The following is a 14681-nucleotide window of genomic DNA, read 5'->3' as shown; positions in this document are numbered from 1 at the left end:
GCACGGGGCCGACGCTTGCTGAGCTCACATGGGTGCGAGGCTCAGTGCGCAGTCTCTAGCACCTCTTGACGAATTCTTGAGGAAAACGTGACCCGTGTGACCGGCTTGAATCCAAAGATTTTAGGTGGGGCGTGGTTAGGGTTGACGGGTACTGACCCTCGTAGTGCCCGCGGACATCTCGAGGGGAGCTGTCGACCCGCCCAGATGGGATGAGCCTGTGATTCGTTTCGAACACGTGACGAAAACATATCAGCGTAAGAGCGCGCCCGCCCTCACTGATCTGTCGATCGAGTTTGAGCGTGGCGAATTCGCTTTTCTCGTTGGGGCTTCAGGCTCGGGAAAATCGACAATGCTCAGGCTCATTTTGAAGGAAACTAATCCGACCTCTGGTTCCATTTTTGTGGCGGGCAAGGACCTTTCGCGTCTGTCGAGCTGGAAAGTTCCCCGGCTCCGCCGTGAAATCGGGATGGTGTTCCAGGACTTCCGTTTGCTGCCCTCGAAGACGGCGTTCCAGAATGTGGAGTTTGCGCTCCAGGTCATTGGGACTCCGGGCAGAGTGGTGAAAAAGCTCGTGCCCGAGGTTCTCGACATGGTGGGCTTGGCAGACAAAGGAAAACGGCTTCCGCATGAGCTGTCTGGTGGCGAGCAGCAGCGTGTTGCCATTGCGCGTGCGTACGTGAATCGGCCCACGATCCTTCTTGCCGATGAGCCAACGGGCAACCTCGATCCGGAAACGGCCAAGGGGATTATGGATCTTCTCGCAGACATCAACGATCGCGGAACGACCGTTCTCATGGCTACTCACGACGAGAAAGCAGTGAATCGCTTGAACAAGCGCGTCGTCGAGCTCGTCGATGGACACGTTGTGCGCGATGAGACGCGCGGCCACTATCGAGGATCCTCAGATGAGAGCGTGATCTCGGGTGCGGTACCCGATGGTGAGGTAGTGGGTCAGTGGCAGCCGTCGGACTCTGCGACCGGAGGAAGTGTGCGCGCGTCCGACGTAGCTTTCGAGCAGTTTGACGAAACCGCGAGCGGTGACGAGCGCGTGGGAGACTTCGATCGTGCCTTCGAGGATTCGGATTCGGGCGAGGAGGATGAACTCGCATGAGGCTTCGCTACATCCTTAAAGAAAGCTTCGGAGGGCTTCGTCGCAACATGGCGATGGTGATTTCCGTCGTGATTGTGACCGCGGTTTCGCTCACGTTCGTGGGGGCGGGGCTTCTCATGCAGAAGCAGATTGTCGCGCTTCAAGACATCCTCGTGAAGAACTCGCAAATTAGCGTCTATATGTGTTCTCCGCATTCGACGGCGACATCATGTGCCGGCGGCGCTGCGACGGACGCACAGATTGCCGAGGTCCGTGAGGCGCTCAAGGGCGATATTTTGGGCCCGTATATCGCGTCCGTGGATGAGCGCTCCCAAGAGGAAGCTCTCGAGGTATACCGCGACCAGTTTGGCGGTGAGAGCTTTGCGCAGGATTTCACTGCCGAAGATATGCCGGTGAGTTTCCACATCACGCTTGTGGAGGCGGAGCGCTCAAGCGCTGTCGTGGATTTCTTCCAGGGGAGGGAGGGCGTCGATGAGGTGTCCGATCTTCTCGCGGTATATGCACCGTTTATTTCGATCTTGAATCAATCAACTGTCTTTGCGATCTCTCTCGCTGTCGTCATGCTGGTAGCGGCGGTGCTCCTCGTTGCGACGACGATCCGTATGTCGGTGGCGAATAGAAGGCGTGAGATTGCGATTATGCGCCTTGTAGGCGCGAGCAATATCTTTATTCGCTTGCCATTCCTTCTGGAGGGCGCTGTTGCCGCACTGATCGGCGGAGCGCTGGCTACCGGTGTACTTTCGCTCGCTATTAAATATCTTGTGGAGGGCTGGCTCGCTCCGACTCTCGGTGCTGATCTCATCCACATGACGATGTCGGACCTTTTGTGGGTAGGGCCTATTTTGCTCGCGCTCGGTGCTATTCTCGCGATAGGCTCGTCCGTCGTTTCGCTCAACCGCTATTTGAAGGTGTAGGCAGGTTCTGGATATGTCGAATGGTGAGGGGAAAATGAATTTTCTTTCTCGACGCGCACTCGTGAAAGGTGCGTCGTTCGCTGCCGTTCTCGGCCTAGCCTCGTCGGGCATTTTTTCGCACGACTATGTGCTCGCTGACGATATCGACGACAAGAAGAAACAAAAGAAGAGCGTCGACGAAAAGCTTGCAGCGTTGCGCGAGGATCTCAACGAGGTTGACACGGAGCTTGCCGACGCGTACCTCGCCCTTGCCGAAACTGAGGCGAGGATTCCCGATGCGCAGGCACGCCTCGACTCCGCGCGCTCCGCGCTCGAGGCGGCGAAAGCTGAGGACGCCCGACAGGCGAAGCGGCTCGAGGCCGCGCAAGCCGAGGAGAGTGAAATCCGGCAGGCCGTCGAAAGTGGCCAGCAAAAGATTTCGCAGTCGAACGAGGACGTCTCACGGGCCTCTATCGAGGCGTATAAAGGCACGGGTGCTCCCAATCCCGCGTCGATTTTCTTGAATTCGGAGGATCCGCAGGACGCGGTCGATCGAACGATGAACTACCGCCTCACGCTTCAAGCGCAAGGCGCGAAGCTCACGGATCTTCGCGGTCAGCAAGCCACGAATGTGAACTCCGCGGACCGGCTTGAGGCGATCCGTGCCGAGATCGAGGACCTCAAGAAGAAGTCAGCGGCTGCGGTCGCCGAGCGCCGCCAGGCTGAGAGCGAAGCGGCGCAGGCAAAGAAAGACCTCGATGGTCTTTACGCTTCGCAGAAATCTCAGGCGGCGAACCTCGAAACGCTCAAGGACAAGTATCGAGCGTCGGAATCGGCGCTCGAATCTGAGTCGAGCACTCTCGAAACAGACATTCAGCAGCTCATCGAAAAAGAGCGTCAGGAAGCGCTTGCGCGCCAACGCGAGCAGGAGCGGAAGGCTCGGGAGGCGCGCGAGGCTCGCGAGGCGGAAAAGCGCCGGGCAAAGCGCGAGCGGCGAAAGCCCCGCAGAATCCCCGAGCCGAAGCCTGAGAGCGGCGGTGGCGCATCGTCGGGTGGCTTCCGCGATCCCGTTTCGGCGCGCCGCAGCTCAATGTTTGGCTATAGGTTCCACCCCGTGTACCACACGCGCAAGCTCCACAAGGGTATGGATTATGCGGCGGCATGCGGGACTCCCGTGGGGGCGATGGCTGCGGGCAAGGTTCTTGCGACGACTCACAACAGCGGCGCCGGGAACAAAGTCATCGTGAGCCATGGCCTGTATAACGGTCAGATCCTCACGACCTCGTATCACCACCTTCAGGGGTTCGCGGTCTCTGCCGGCCAGCGGATCGAGGCCGGGCAGACCGTGGGCTACGTTGGTTCCACGGGAGCCTCGACTGGCTGTCACCTACATTTCGAGACGCACCTTGACGGCACGGCGCTCGACCCCCGCAAATTTGTGGGATACTAGGCGGTCAATGTGTCAGCAGCTGTGGAGGGATGAACGTGGCCACGAAGGCTGGAAAGAAGCAGGCGCCCGTAGCGCCGGAGCGAAAAAAGCAGCTTATCGCCTCGAATAAAAAGGCGCGCCACGACTACCACATCGATGCGACGTGGGAGGCCGGCGTGGTCCTCCAGGGCACCGAGGTGAAGTCGCTGCGCGAGCGCGGTGCGTCTCTCGTTGATGGCTACTGCTATATCGACAACGGCGAAGTGTGGATGGATGCCGTGCACATCGCTCCGTATGTACGGGGTACGTGGACGAATCACGCGGCGCGCCGCAAACGTAAGCTCCTGTTGCACAAACGCGAGATCCTGAAACTCATGAATAAGACTCGCGAAAAGGGGTACACGATCATCCCCCTATCGATCTACTTTCTCGGCTCGCACGCCAAGGTCGAGATCGCGCTTGCTCGCGGCAAGAAAGAGTGGGATAAGCGCCAAACCCTGCGCGAAAAGCAGGATGCTCGCGAGGCTCAACGCGCGATGAGGCGGCGGGAGATGCTCAGCTAGCGTCGGAACCGCCCGCACGCCAGGTTCCGCGGTGGCGAAGGGGCCGACGCTTGCCCTCGGGAATAGAGCCCTTGGCGGTAGGCGTTGAAAGCTGTATACTGAACTGCTGTGCCGGAAGGTGCAACAGATTTTTGATAATCGAATAGGGTGTGCGAATCAGGCACGCATCCCACCCGCAGTTGCGGGTGCAGATTATCTGGCACGTTCCGTTTACGGGCGTTGCCACCCGATACGGGGTCGATCGGTTTCGACGGTAGTTGTCCAGCCAGGGGAAGCGGGCCGAGGATCCAGGGTTATCTCGCTAACGCTCCCTGGAAAACAATAAGTGCCGAACCTAAGCGCACTGACTTCGCTCTCGCTGCCTGATCAGCGACAGCAGTCTGGACCGTCAGGGATTGCCTTCGATCTGACCTGTCCATCATCTAGAGGGCCACTGCTACCAACCCTGGTCACCGGGGTTGGGTGAACACCTTAGAGTGACTGAGCCCGTCAGCGACGTGTCCGTGTGAGCGCTGGGGCTGAGAAAACGATTTCGCGGACTGCGCCCGGAGAAGCCCTGGCTTCGCACTATCGGACGCGGGTTCGATTCCCGCCGGCTCCACGATGAGGGCGCCCACTATGCAAAGTGGGCGCCCTTTTTGTTGCTTTGTGGATTGGGCAAGCCGGTTCTGGCCTGCGTTGATATGGTGGAGCCAGTGGTGTGTATGACTACAACACCTTTAGATTTGTCCATTGGGTGAAAAGGCATGCATATGAGCAACTCCGCGGATCTCGCTATTGCAGATAGATGGGACGCCGAGGACTTGGGCTGCGGCGAGCTTGTCATGAAGCTTCGCTCGCGAATGCTCGCCCTGAATCCGGGAGAAATCTTCGAGCTGATCGCCACCGACGAAGGCGCGATCATCGACATCCCCGCCTGGTGCAGTCTCACCGGGCACACTCTTGCCGTGGCACAGCCGCCGCGGTTTTTGATCCGACGAAAGGATTCCTGACATGTCCAAGATCTGTGTGAGCATCACCCACGCCAAAGACGATGTTGACAAGGCGACCGTGGGTTTCGTTATCGCCAATGCCTCGATCGCCTCCGATCAGGAAACCGTCGTGTTCCTCTCCTCCGAGGGGGCGCGGCTCGCTGAAGAAGGCTACGCCGATGACCTTCACGAGGAGGGCTTCGCGCCGCTCAAGGAACTGATCACCAACTACGCCGAAGCTGGCGGCACGATCTGGGTGTGCTCGCCGTGCTACAAGAAGCGTGGACTGGACGAAGGCAAGCTCATCAACGGCGCGACGATCGTCGGCGGCGCGAAGCTCGTCGAGTACATGTCTCAGGGCGCTAGCTGCGTGAGCTACTGACGGCTGCTACTCGAATACCGCCATGACGAACGCTCAAGAGTTCACCCCGGCCACCTTCAAAGACGGCTTGAAAGGCCACACCAGTTTTGACGGTGGAGATCTGGATTGTGGCAACGGACTGCTGTTGCTGATCCGCAAACATCTGGATCCCCTGGATCCGGGAAAGTTCCTGGAGATCGCCTCCGTGGATTCCACGGTAGAGGTCGACTTGCCTAGCTGGTGCAGTATGACCGGGAATGACCTGGTCGATACGACGACCACGACCGTGCAGTTTCAGGGGCGCGAACTCACCCAGTGGCGGTTCTTGGTGTGCAAGGGTGCCTACGACGGCGCAGCGAGCATGCCTCAGCAGGAGAACACCCCCGAGGCACTCGTGCCCGCGGCAGGCAAAGGAAAGAAACCCCGTAAGCGCCCGCAAATGGCGATTACGCAGGAAGTGGTCACGCCACATATTCCTGCCGAGCTTCCCGAGCCTGCTGCGGCGCCCGCGCTCGAGCCCCTGGCCGTGCACACTATGGGCAGCTGGCCGCGGCCGTCGTGGCTGATTCGCGCATTGCATGAGCATCTGGAAGGCCGGCTCTCCCAGGAGGAGTTTGACGCTACCGCTGATGACGCCGTGCAGCTTGTCGTGGCAGCGCAAGAACGCGCCGACGTCGACGTCGTCACCGACGGTGAAATGCGCCGCGATAACTATTCCAGCTTCGTTGGGGGTCTGCTGCAGAACTGTCAGCTCATCCCCATCACGGATCTGTTGCCGTACGTTGATGATCCGGTGCAGTTTGAACGTGAGCTGCGCGCCCTCGATGTGCCGGCAGGGGAGGTTCGCCACCCGGCGGTATTCGGGCCGCTCGGCCGTGACAGATCCCTTGCTGTGCATGAAGCCCAATACCTGAAGACCATCACCGATCGCGCGGTGAAGGTGGATCTTCCCGGCCCTTACCTCCTCACTCGCACCATGTGGATGGAGTGCGTTTCCGATCGCGCCTACCCCGATCGGGAAACCCTCGCCACCGACGTGGTCCGGATTCTGCGGGAGGAAATCGCCGAGCTTCTCGCCGCAGGCGTTGCGTTGGTGGAAATTGACGAGCCCGTGCTTAGCGAAGTGGTCTACGGCAACGAAGGTGGCGGCGGTCGTACATTCATGTGCGGGGCGCTCGGTGAGCGTAAAGCAGTGCAGCCGGAGCTGGAATTTGCGCGGGATCTGATTGCGCAGGTAGCGGAGGGCTTTCCTGTCGATCGCCTGGGTATTCACGTGTGCCGTGGCAACTGGACGCCCGACGAATCCAAAGCACTTTCCGGAGACTACGCGCCTTTGCTCCCGCTCCTGTCATCCGTGCCGATCGGCAACGTCATTGTGGAAACATGCACGCCGCGCGCAGGGGACTGGCAGCATCTGACGGGCCTGCGCGAAGACCAGCGCATCGGTATCGGCATCTTTAACCAGAAGGCGCCGCAGGATGAAACCTTCGAAGCTGTGCTCGAGCGCGGGCGTACCGCAGTGAAGATGTTCGGCAAGGATCGAGTGCTCCTGAATACCGACTGCGGCTTCGCGACGTTTGCCGACAATCCAATCGTGGCCGGGAAGCAGGCTGAAGCGGCAATGGCGATGCTCGCCAAGGTGCGCGACGCCCTGCGGTAGAGCGTTCCGGCGCCTTCGTGCCCTGCCTCGTTAGCGCTCGGGCCGTGCAGCGGGGGCGTTTGATAGCCACGTCGCGCGCATTGCCTCGGCTAGCGGACGCAGATCGTGGCGCATAATGCGCTGCGTGTTGGCGCTCGGAGAGATGCCGAGGCGCGCCGCGGTATCGCCGTTTGATTCGCCCTCGAGGATTCCGCGTAAGCTTCCGCAGGCGCCCCCCTTGAGCGCGCTCACGTGTGCGTCGATCAAGTGGCACAGCGCTTCGGGCGGGGGTGTGTCGTTGCCTTGCGGGGCTTGTGTTCCGATGGTTGCCCGGCGACCGTCGGACTTTTTATTTTCCGAGGTTGCTGCACTGAGCCCGGTTCGTATACCTGAGAACCCGGAGGTTTGGGCGAGTTCTTCTGTGCGCTCGAGGGCCTCGCGCGCGGCCCACCAGGCGGAGCCGTCCTGGATGCCGGCGTCTTCGTCGATGATGCGGATCTCGCCGGCGCCGATTCCGAATCGGATGTCGATGTCATGCTCGCGAAGGTGGAGCCTGAGGATGTGGGTGGCGCGAAGGGCGTCGCCGTGGGTGGCGAACACGCCTTGAATTTCGTCGCCGACGGTAGGGTGGAGGCGTTCGTGTGATGGTGTCTGAATCGCGTTGAGCGCACTGGTGAGGTGTTCGTGGAGCGCGGTGCGGTTGTGATCGCGAGAGTTGACGATATCGCCGATGACAGCGACGGCGTAAGCCTGATCCTTCACTGGTGCCATATGTAGAGAATAGCTTAATTCGTCCTAAATGTAGGAAATGCCTAAACAGGTGGTGTTGTGACGGTTGTGTGGAGCGCGCTTGCGCTAACTGTATGTGCCTGTGGGGCCGTGGCGGGCAATGGGGTTATTCGTGCGCTTTTGCGGCGCATTGATGACGGCGGGGCTCGCGTCGCCGCCGCACAGGGCACCCTCATGGGGGCGCAAAAGGAATTGCCGGGAGGGCGATGGATCGGCATTCTTGAGCGAATTGCTGTCTACGTCTCGATTGTTGCAGGCTTCCCGACGGGTATCGCTGTCGCGCTTGCCGTGAAGGGGCTCGGCCGGTATCCGGAGCTGCGCGCGGAGAAGGAGGGGCGTGAGGCGGCTCGCGTGGGAGAGTTGTTCATTATTGGGACCTTTGCCTCGGTGCTGTGGGCGGCCGCGTGGGCGGGGGTCGCCGTGGGGGTGTGTGCGCTCATTGCGGGTGTCGCGTGAGTGCGAGAGTGGGAACGATTCGCAATAAATAGGCATATTGCAATATGCTCATGGGTGTGGTGTGATTGTCGTATGGAAGACAGCATGCAGATTGAGCACGCCGCACGAGTATTCAAGGCGCTTGGCAACACCTCGCGTCTCGAGATCGTGCTGCACCTCGCTGAACGCGAGTGCACAGTCAAGGAGCTCGTAGATCTCACGGGCCTCTCGCAACCGCTCGTCTCCCAGCACCTCGGGAAACTCCGCGAGGTGCACGTGGTGAAGGGGGAGCGTGAAGGAAGAGCGACGAGGTACTCGATCGCCGATGCCCATGTCACCCACGTCATCCACGACGCACTGGCGCACGCACAAGAAGGAGAACGCCATGACTGACCATAAAGCTGAACACACCCCCGCCGAGCACGCGCACGGCGAAGGCTGCGGCCACGAAGCAGTCCAGCATGGTGACCACGTGGACTACAAGCACGACGGCCACCTGCATGCAGAGCACGGCGACCACTACGACGAGCACCAGCCGCAGGCTGAGCACACCGTCGCCGATCACCAGCACGGCGAGGATTGCGGACACGAGGCTGTCGAGCACGACGACCACGTTGACTACATCCACGACGGCCACCGCCACGCGGAGCACGGCGACCACTACGACGAGCACTGAGCAAACGTCGGGACGGTACGGGCGAGGTCCTAGGCCTCAACCGGTGTTCTGATACGAGAAAGGCCCGGCACGGATGAACTGCTCCCCATTAGTTGGACTGAGAAATCAGTTACCGACTAGTGGGGAGTAGTTTTCGTTGAGAGCACGGAGTTCGCTGAGTGAGCATCAGCGCGAGCAGTTGGTTGGACTGTTTGAGCAAGGCATGAGCTATCAAGCCGCTGCGAATGCTCTTGGTGTCTCCAAATACGCCGGCCGTAAGCTCTGTCGTCGGTTTAAGCTGCATGGCAGGCTATGTCTTGTGGAGAAACCAACTAACCAGCAGTATTCGTTCGAAATCAAGAAGGAAGTGGCCGAGCGCCACCGTGCTGGTGAGACAGCGATGGATCTTGCGCGCGAATTTGGCCTGTCATCAGAGCAGCTAGTCAGAGCGTGGTCGTGGAAATGGCGTAAAGGTGGCGATGAGGCACTAAAACCGAAGCCGAAGGGCAGACCCAAAGGCTCGGTCGCGCCGAAGCCGCTCTCGGAGGAAGAGAAGCTGCGACGCCAGGTCGCACGGTTGGAAGCGGAAAACGCCTATCTAAAAAAATTGCGGGACTTGAGGAATCAGGGACGCGCCTGAAAGTCCAGGCGATTGTCATCCTCAAGTCACAGCATCGTCTGCAAGACCTTTTGGATGCGGCAGGCATGCCGAGATCGACGTTCTTCTACCACCAGAAACGACTCAGCGAGCCGGATAAGCACGCTGCGCTCAAAGACGCGATCCGGGAAAGCTTCGAGCGTAACAAGCATCGCTACGGCTACCGGCGAGTGCTACTTGACCTGCGCAACCAGGGCTGGGTGGCCAACCACAAGCTCGTCTACAAACTCATGTGCGAGATGGGGCTTCGAGCCAAAGTCCGCCAGCGCAGGCCGTATGTTTCCTACGCTGGGACGATCAGCCATATCGCTGACAACACACTTGACCGCAAGTTCACCCCAGATAAGCCAAATACCGTCTTTGTCAGCGACGTCACCGAGTTCAGGGTCGCAGGCCGAAAAGTGTATTTGTCGCCGGTGATGGATTTGTTCGACCGCTCTATCGTCGCTCACACCGTTGCTACATCGCCGTCGACAGCGTTGACCGCCGATTCTTTAACTAAGACGATTAAAACCTGTGCGCCTGAACCTGGGTGGATGATGCACACCGACCAAGGTTTCCAGTACCAGCATGCCTCCTGGCGTAACCTGATCGGCGATAACGGTGGTGTGCAGTCGATGTCGCGTAAAGCCAACTGCTACGACAACGCGGTCATGGAGAATTTCTTCGGGCACTTGAAAACCGAGATGTACCACGGAGAAGTCTTCGACACCGTCGCAAAGTTCAACCAGGCGATCGACGAGTACATCCAGTGGTACAACACCGAACGCATCCAACAACGACTCAAGGGCCTGACCTCGATGCAATATCGAAATCAGACCCTTGAAGCCCTAACCACCTAGAATTAAACCAGTCCACCTTCCGGGGGCCAGTTCACATTGGCCTGTTGCCTGCGGGGCCGGATCTCACGCGTGAGGGCGCTTTGACTGCGACCTACTAACTGGATTTATGCAGTTTTGGTCGCGGGCTTAGCCGAGCGGTCGAAAAGCAGCAGCAGAAGTCCCGTAGCGATCCATGCCGCGAGGACCCACCACGCTGCGCCGGTACCGCCGCCGTCGAAGAAGGCCAGAGACCGAACGAGGTGGCCAGTCGCGCCGATGGGCATCCACTGGCCGAGGGTCGACCAGCCGGCGGGGAGGAGCCAGGGACCCGTTGATAGTCCGGAGAGCGGGTTGGCCAGGAAGATCGTCAGGATCGCACCGATTCCCGCACCTGCGGTGCCGATCACAGCGCCGAGGCCAGCGGTGAGCATGGACGTGGCCAGGATGCCCAGGGAAACCGCCAGCCACTCCATGCCGAAGCTGCCGGACAACGTTCCGTAGACTGAGTGGAGCATCCACGTTGCCACCAATGCGCCCAGAGCTGCGATGCCCACGAGGACGGCGAGCTTGAGCCATTTATTGCCACGGAACAGGAACGTTGCAACGACCGCCGAGATGATGCCGCCGAAAGCCAGCGGGAGGCCGAGCAGAGCGATGCCGGCTGCTTGCGGGTCGTCTTTGGTTGTGGGGGCGAGATCTTCGCGTTCGACGGGCATGTTCTGGGCTTCGAGGGAGGCAGCGATGCCGTCGATAAGCTGCACGTACGGTGCGCCGTTTCCGGAGGCGGTGTACGTGGTGGCTCCGTCGGGGGTGATGGCGATGCCGCCGACCGTTTCCCGGTTCAGGATCGACTCGCGCACAGTCTCTGGGTTGTCCATGACGCGGATGTCGGGTGCCTCGTCTCCGGCTTTGTCTTTGATGCCCTGAGTGATCTGCTCGATGACGGGCTCGGGTGCGGACAGAGCAACAGGGACGTCCTGGGGCCCAGAGGCGAAATTCGGGGCGAGGAACGCAAAGAGCATGAGTCCCATGATTACCGGGATACCGAGGATGACACCGAAGGCTTTAAGTGTTGGGGACGCTTTTCGCGTCTCGGTCGTGGTTGTTGACATGGGCAAACTCCTTAACTGGAACATTGCGTTTCACTTATAAACTGGAGCATAGTGTTCCATTTGTTAGGATGCAAGCGTGAGACAAGATGCAGTAGCGAACCGAGACGTCATTGTCGACGCAGCCCGAAAGTTGTTCGTGGAGCAAGGACCCGGTGTGTCCATGAGGGCGATCGCGAAGGAAGCCGGCGTCGGCGTAGCGACGGCCAGTAGGCATTTCCCTGGGTGCGTTGAGCTGTTCGACGCAATCGGAGCCCGCGCCGTGACCGATATCGAGGCTGTGATCAATGAGGCTCGGGAGAAGTTCGATGAGAACCCTCGGGATGCCTGGCGGGGCGCGGCGCACGCCATCGGCGAGATGAAGCTGGCAGCGCTCGCGCAGGCGCTCTTCGGCGCCCTCAATGCCAGCACTGCGGGCGGGACGCAAGGGGTAGGTGAAATTGTGGATAACCGTGTGGCTGACCTGCGTCGGATCTACGAACCGCTAGTCGACAAGGCGAAAGCAGCCGGGCTATGTCCGCAGAAGGTTGCTCCCCTTGATGTCCATTTTGGCTTAGGGGTGATCACGCGTCCGCTTCCGGAGACTGCCGTGAGCAAGAATTACTTCTCCGAGATTCAGGAGGAACTTCTGGACGTGATGCTCGACGGATTAGAGGTGCGTGCGCAGGGGGAACGCTAAGCCTGCGGCGGAGTACCCCGGTGCTTGCGGATTCCGCGCATAACCAAAACGATGCCAGCGATCCAGCTGGCCAGCGCTGTCATGTAGGAGATCGTGCCCCACGCTGTGGCGATAGCGAGGAACCCGAGCAGGAAGACGATCACCCCGATGATGATGTCCTGCTGCCCGGTAGTGCCGGAAGAACGCGAGTTGCCCGGTTCGTGGGGCGTCTGGGAAGTCATGCCTGCCAGTGTGCCAGGAAAGCGAAAGGCCCGGCACGGATTGAACTGCTCCCCATTAGTTGGACTGAGAAATCAGTTACCGACTAGTGGGGAGTAGTTTTCGTTGAGAGCACGGAGTTCGCTGAGTGAGCATCAGCGCGAGCAGTTGGTTGGACTGTTTGAGCAAGGCATGGGCTATAGAGCCGCTGCCATTGCTCTTGGTCAGACGCGCGTGGAGGTTGCTACCTCGATTTGCGGGTGGCGTACCAGGCGCCGATGATCACCAGGACCTGCGCTGGGATGCGGAGTGCGACGACGGAGGTCGGGATGCCGAGCTTCTCCGTCACTTCGGGGTTGCGGAGCTGATCGATCGCAGCGGGAAGAGTTCCGGCGAGCATGATGGTCGCGGCCCAACGAGCGATGGGATTGAGGGGCGGGATGAGGAAGCTCGCCCCGATCCCTGTGAGGGCGACGGTCGCGGCGCCCTGCACCCGGTCGCCATGTTCAGCGATCTGTTCCGGGACGAGGGCGGTGAAGAATTCGCGGTGAGTGGCTTGGATGATGCCGGCTCCGATGAACAGGGTCCCGAGGCCGGTGCGTAGAACGGTCTGCTTCTTCGACATGGTGTTCTCCTAGTTGTGCTGGTGGGCCTGGCCCCTGGAAAGTAGACACGTCGGGGGCTAACTATGCTGCTTGGGTCAGTGTAGCTGAATTAAGCGCTTCGAAATCAACGGGGGCTAGGAAGTTAACGGGGGCTAGAAGGTTGCACCAGGAGTGCCGCCTGCGCGTGTTGTAGCGCATGCACCACCGGAAGATTTCCTGGGAGCGAACCAACCCCCGGATAGCACATGAGGATGCCGTTCTGATGGATTGGACCAGAATCGGGCGTGTATAAGGTGCGAAACCTTATACACGCCCGATTTATACCGTTTGATCAGTAAGAACCCCGAAAATAGACACACATTTTGCTACTTACCCCCCCCCTTGAAGCCCTAACCGCCTAGAGTTAAACCAGTCCAACTTTCGGGGGCCAGTTCAGATGCCGGGCCTTTCGCTATTGGGAGTGGTCGGAGGTCAAACCCCCGTGGCCCCCGTGCAATTCAGGGCAATGGGGGAGAGAGCTTGGGTCAAACCCCCACAACCCCTATGCAATTCAGGGCGATGGGAAACTCAGTTTTCGGCGTCGCGAGCCGCGACAAATGCCTGGACGGCGCGATCGATATCCTCGCTCGTGTGGGCCGCCGAGAGCTGTACGCGGATACGTGCCTTCTCCTTCGGCACGACCGGGTAGCTGAACGCCGTGACATACACGCCGTGCTCGAGCATGCGGTCCGCGATGCGGCCCGCGAGGGCGGCGTCGCCGAACATCACGGGGACGATGGCGTGTTCGCCCTCGAGCAGCTCAAACCCGGCTTCGGTCATAGCGCTGCGGAAATGCTCCGCATTCTCGAACAGCTTCGTGCGAAGCTCACCCGAATTCTTCACGAGGTCGAGAGCGGTAATGGTCGCTTCGACGATCGCCGGCGCGAGTGAGTTCGAGAAGAGGTAGGGGCGGGCGCGCTGACGCAGAACATCGATGATCTCCTGATGCGCCGACACGTACCCACCGCTTGCGCCGCCGAGGGCCTTACCGAACGTGCCCGTGTAGATATCGACGCGATCCGAAACTCCGAAGTGCTCGGGGGTGCCCGCCCCCGTCTCGCCCATGAAGCCCACGGCGTGCGAGTCGTCCACGAGCACGAGCGCGCCGAACTCATCGGCGAGGTCGCAGATCTTGTCGAGCGGAGCGAGGTAGCCGTCCATGGAGAAGACGCCGTCGGTCACGATGACGGTGCGGCGGGCGCCCTTCGCGGCCTCGAGCTGGGTGCGAAGATCGTCCATGTCGGCGTTCTTGTAGCGGTACCGCGCGGCCTTCGACAGGCGGATGCCATCGATGAGGCTCGCGTGGTTGAGCTCATCGGAAATGATGGCGTCTTCTTTCGTAAAGAGTGACTCGAAAACGCCACCGTTCGCATCGAAGCACGAGGAAAACAGGATCGTGTCATCGGTTCCGAGGAACTCGCTCAGCTTCTGTTCGAGGACCAGGTGGCGATCCTGGGTGCCGCAGATGAAGCGCACGCTCGCCATGCCGAATCCGCGCTCGTCCAGGGCGCGCTTTGCGGCGGCGATGAGCTCGGGGTGATCGGCGAGACCGAGGTAGTTGTTCGCGCAGAAGTTCAGGACGTCGCGGCCTTCTGCATCGCGCGCGGAAGCAGCCGAGACCGCATTCGACTGCGGGGTGAGAATCGGGCGCTCATTCTTGTACGTTCCGGCCTCGCGAATGGCGTTGAGTTCCGCGGTCAGCTCGTCTTTCATGCTCGTGTACATC

Annotated in this window: 16 protein-coding genes, 1 other RNA gene and 1 pseudogene; 13 read left to right on the top strand and 5 right to left on the bottom strand. The window is 60.2% G+C overall.

Going from position 1 to position 14681, the window contains the following annotated elements:
• Positions 1 to 217: 217 nt before the first annotated feature.
• From ftsE to HMPREF3157_RS09695, 8 genes are all read left to right on the top strand, one after another.
• Positions 218 to 1111 carry a cell division ATP-binding protein FtsE gene (ftsE, locus tag HMPREF3157_RS09730; protein WP_016664974.1) on the top strand — a complete coding sequence of 298 codons (894 nt, stop codon included), beginning with the start codon at positions 218 to 220 and terminating at the stop codon, positions 1109 to 1111.
• Positions 1108 to 2025 (top strand): permease-like cell division protein FtsX, encoded by a 918-nt coding sequence (ftsX, locus tag HMPREF3157_RS09725; protein ID WP_016664973.1) that lies wholly within the window; start codon positions 1108 to 1110, stop codon positions 2023 to 2025. Before ftsE ends, ftsX begins: the two co-directional genes overlap by 4 nt.
• Before the next feature lie 34 nt (positions 2026 to 2059).
• Positions 2060 to 3454, top strand: a complete 1395-nt coding sequence (locus HMPREF3157_RS09720; RefSeq protein WP_016664972.1) for a M23 family metallopeptidase — start codon at positions 2060 to 2062, stop codon at positions 3452 to 3454.
• A gap of 35 nt (positions 3455 to 3489) precedes the next feature.
• The gene (smpB, locus tag HMPREF3157_RS09715; RefSeq protein ID WP_016664971.1) at positions 3490 to 3996 is read left to right on the top strand and encodes an SsrA-binding protein SmpB; all 507 of its coding nucleotides are present in this window, start codon (positions 3490 to 3492) and stop codon (positions 3994 to 3996) included.
• A gap of 233 nt (positions 3997 to 4229) precedes the next feature.
• Positions 4230 to 4600: a transfer-messenger RNA gene (gene ssrA / locus HMPREF3157_RS09710) on the top strand.
• 148 nt (positions 4601 to 4748) lie between these two features.
• Positions 4749 to 4988 carry a sulfurtransferase TusA family protein gene (locus HMPREF3157_RS09705; protein WP_016664970.1) on the top strand — a complete coding sequence of 80 codons (240 nt, stop codon included), beginning with the start codon at positions 4749 to 4751 and terminating at the stop codon, positions 4986 to 4988.
• A 1-nt stretch (position 4989) separates the two neighbouring features.
• The gene (locus HMPREF3157_RS09700; RefSeq protein WP_016664969.1) at positions 4990 to 5349 is read left to right on the top strand and encodes a DsrE family protein; all 360 of its coding nucleotides are present in this window, start codon (positions 4990 to 4992) and stop codon (positions 5347 to 5349) included.
• A gap of 22 nt (positions 5350 to 5371) precedes the next feature.
• The gene (locus HMPREF3157_RS09695; protein ID WP_070436220.1) at positions 5372 to 6988 is read left to right on the top strand and encodes a 5-methyltetrahydropteroyltriglutamate--homocysteine methyltransferase; all 1617 of its coding nucleotides are present in this window, start codon (positions 5372 to 5374) and stop codon (positions 6986 to 6988) included.
• A gap of 30 nt (positions 6989 to 7018) precedes the next feature.
• On the opposite strand, the gene HMPREF3157_RS09690 is transcribed toward HMPREF3157_RS09695, so the two are convergent.
• Positions 7019 to 7738 (bottom strand): SatD family protein, encoded by a 720-nt coding sequence (locus tag HMPREF3157_RS09690; protein ID WP_083288148.1) that lies wholly within the window; start codon positions 7736 to 7738, stop codon positions 7019 to 7021.
• A 108-nt stretch (positions 7739 to 7846) separates the two neighbouring features.
• Between HMPREF3157_RS09690 and HMPREF3157_RS09685 the strand changes: the two genes are divergently transcribed.
• The 4 genes and pseudogenes from HMPREF3157_RS09685 to HMPREF3157_RS10305 all read left to right on the top strand — a co-directional run.
• Complete coding sequence (locus HMPREF3157_RS09685; RefSeq protein ID WP_246816569.1) at positions 7847 to 8212, top strand: hypothetical protein; 366 nt, start codon at positions 7847 to 7849, stop codon at positions 8210 to 8212.
• A gap of 84 nt (positions 8213 to 8296) precedes the next feature.
• The gene (locus HMPREF3157_RS09680) at positions 8297 to 8584 is read left to right on the top strand and encodes an ArsR/SmtB family transcription factor (protein ID WP_081976513.1); all 288 of its coding nucleotides are present in this window, start codon (positions 8297 to 8299) and stop codon (positions 8582 to 8584) included.
• Positions 8577 to 8867: a hypothetical protein gene (locus tag HMPREF3157_RS09675; RefSeq protein ID WP_070436217.1), complete on the top strand. Its 291-nt coding sequence runs from the start codon at positions 8577 to 8579 to the stop codon at positions 8865 to 8867. The genes HMPREF3157_RS09680 and HMPREF3157_RS09675 overlap by 8 nt, the downstream gene beginning before the upstream one ends.
• A gap of 289 nt (positions 8868 to 9156) precedes the next feature.
• Positions 9157 to 10346: pseudogene (locus tag HMPREF3157_RS10305) on the top strand (IS3 family transposase); the annotation flags it as partial.
• A 104-nt stretch (positions 10347 to 10450) separates the two neighbouring features.
• Here HMPREF3157_RS10305 and HMPREF3157_RS09660 read toward each other — a convergent pair.
• Positions 10451 to 11437 carry an MATE family efflux transporter gene (locus tag HMPREF3157_RS09660; RefSeq protein ID WP_070436214.1) on the bottom strand — a complete coding sequence of 329 codons (987 nt, stop codon included), beginning with the start codon at positions 11435 to 11437 and terminating at the stop codon, positions 10451 to 10453.
• A gap of 76 nt (positions 11438 to 11513) precedes the next feature.
• Between HMPREF3157_RS09660 and HMPREF3157_RS09655 the strand changes: the two genes are divergently transcribed.
• A complete protein-coding gene (locus HMPREF3157_RS09655) occupies positions 11514 to 12113 on the top strand; it encodes a TetR/AcrR family transcriptional regulator (RefSeq protein ID WP_070436213.1) in 600 nt (199 codons plus the stop codon).
• Here HMPREF3157_RS09655 and HMPREF3157_RS09650 read toward each other — a convergent pair.
• The 3 genes from HMPREF3157_RS09650 to HMPREF3157_RS09640 all read right to left on the bottom strand — a co-directional run bounded on the left by HMPREF3157_RS09650 (position 12110) and on the right by HMPREF3157_RS09640 (position 14680).
• Entirely contained in the window at positions 12110 to 12334 is a 225-nt protein-coding gene (locus HMPREF3157_RS09650; protein WP_061212566.1) for a hypothetical protein, read from the bottom strand. The two genes, HMPREF3157_RS09655 and HMPREF3157_RS09650, sit on opposite strands and share 4 nt — an antisense overlap.
• Before the next feature lie 221 nt (positions 12335 to 12555).
• Positions 12556 to 12936: a hypothetical protein gene (locus HMPREF3157_RS09645; RefSeq protein ID WP_016664963.1), complete on the bottom strand. Its 381-nt coding sequence runs from the start codon at positions 12934 to 12936 to the stop codon at positions 12556 to 12558.
• Positions 12937 to 13483: 547 nt separating this feature from the next.
• Positions 13484 to 14680: a glycine C-acetyltransferase gene (locus tag HMPREF3157_RS09640; protein ID WP_016664962.1), complete on the bottom strand. Its 1197-nt coding sequence runs from the start codon at positions 14678 to 14680 to the stop codon at positions 13484 to 13486.
• Position 14681: the final 1 nt, after the last annotated feature.

Source organism: Dermabacter sp. HMSC06F07 (assembly GCF_001807345.1).
GTDB classification, from domain to species: domain Bacteria; phylum Actinomycetota; class Actinomycetes; order Actinomycetales; family Dermabacteraceae; genus Dermabacter; species Dermabacter hominis.
This window is presented reverse-complemented; position numbering and strand designations above follow the sequence as displayed.

Coding starts and splice junctions, on each gene's coding strand:
- HMPREF3157_RS09650 (WP_061212566.1), bottom strand. CDS start 12,334: ATGACTTCCCAGACGCCCCACGAACCGGGCAACTCGCGTTCTTCCGGC.
- HMPREF3157_RS09645 (WP_016664963.1), bottom strand. CDS start 12,936: ATGTCGAAGAAGCAGACCGTTCTACGCACCGGCCTCGGGACCCTGTTC.
- HMPREF3157_RS09690 (WP_083288148.1), bottom strand. CDS start 7,738: ATGGCACCAGTGAAGGATCAGGCTTACGCCGTCGCTGTCATCGGCGAT.
- HMPREF3157_RS09640 (WP_016664962.1), bottom strand. CDS start 14,680: ATGTACACGAGCATGAAAGACGAGCTGACCGCGGAACTCAACGCCATT.
- HMPREF3157_RS09660 (WP_070436214.1), bottom strand. CDS start 11,437: ATGTCAACAACCACGACCGAGACGCGAAAAGCGTCCCCAACACTTAAA.
- HMPREF3157_RS09695 (WP_070436220.1), top strand. CDS start 5,372: ATGACGAACGCTCAAGAGTTCACCCCGGCCACCTTCAAAGACGGCTTG.
- HMPREF3157_RS09675 (WP_070436217.1), top strand. CDS start 8,577: ATGACTGACCATAAAGCTGAACACACCCCCGCCGAGCACGCGCACGGC.
- HMPREF3157_RS09680 (WP_081976513.1), top strand. CDS start 8,297: ATGCAGATTGAGCACGCCGCACGAGTATTCAAGGCGCTTGGCAACACC.
- HMPREF3157_RS09720 (WP_016664972.1), top strand. CDS start 2,060: ATGAATTTTCTTTCTCGACGCGCACTCGTGAAAGGTGCGTCGTTCGCT.
- HMPREF3157_RS09700 (WP_016664969.1), top strand. CDS start 4,990: ATGTCCAAGATCTGTGTGAGCATCACCCACGCCAAAGACGATGTTGAC.
- HMPREF3157_RS09705 (WP_016664970.1), top strand. CDS start 4,749: ATGAGCAACTCCGCGGATCTCGCTATTGCAGATAGATGGGACGCCGAG.
- ftsX (WP_016664973.1), top strand. CDS start 1,108: ATGAGGCTTCGCTACATCCTTAAAGAAAGCTTCGGAGGGCTTCGTCGC.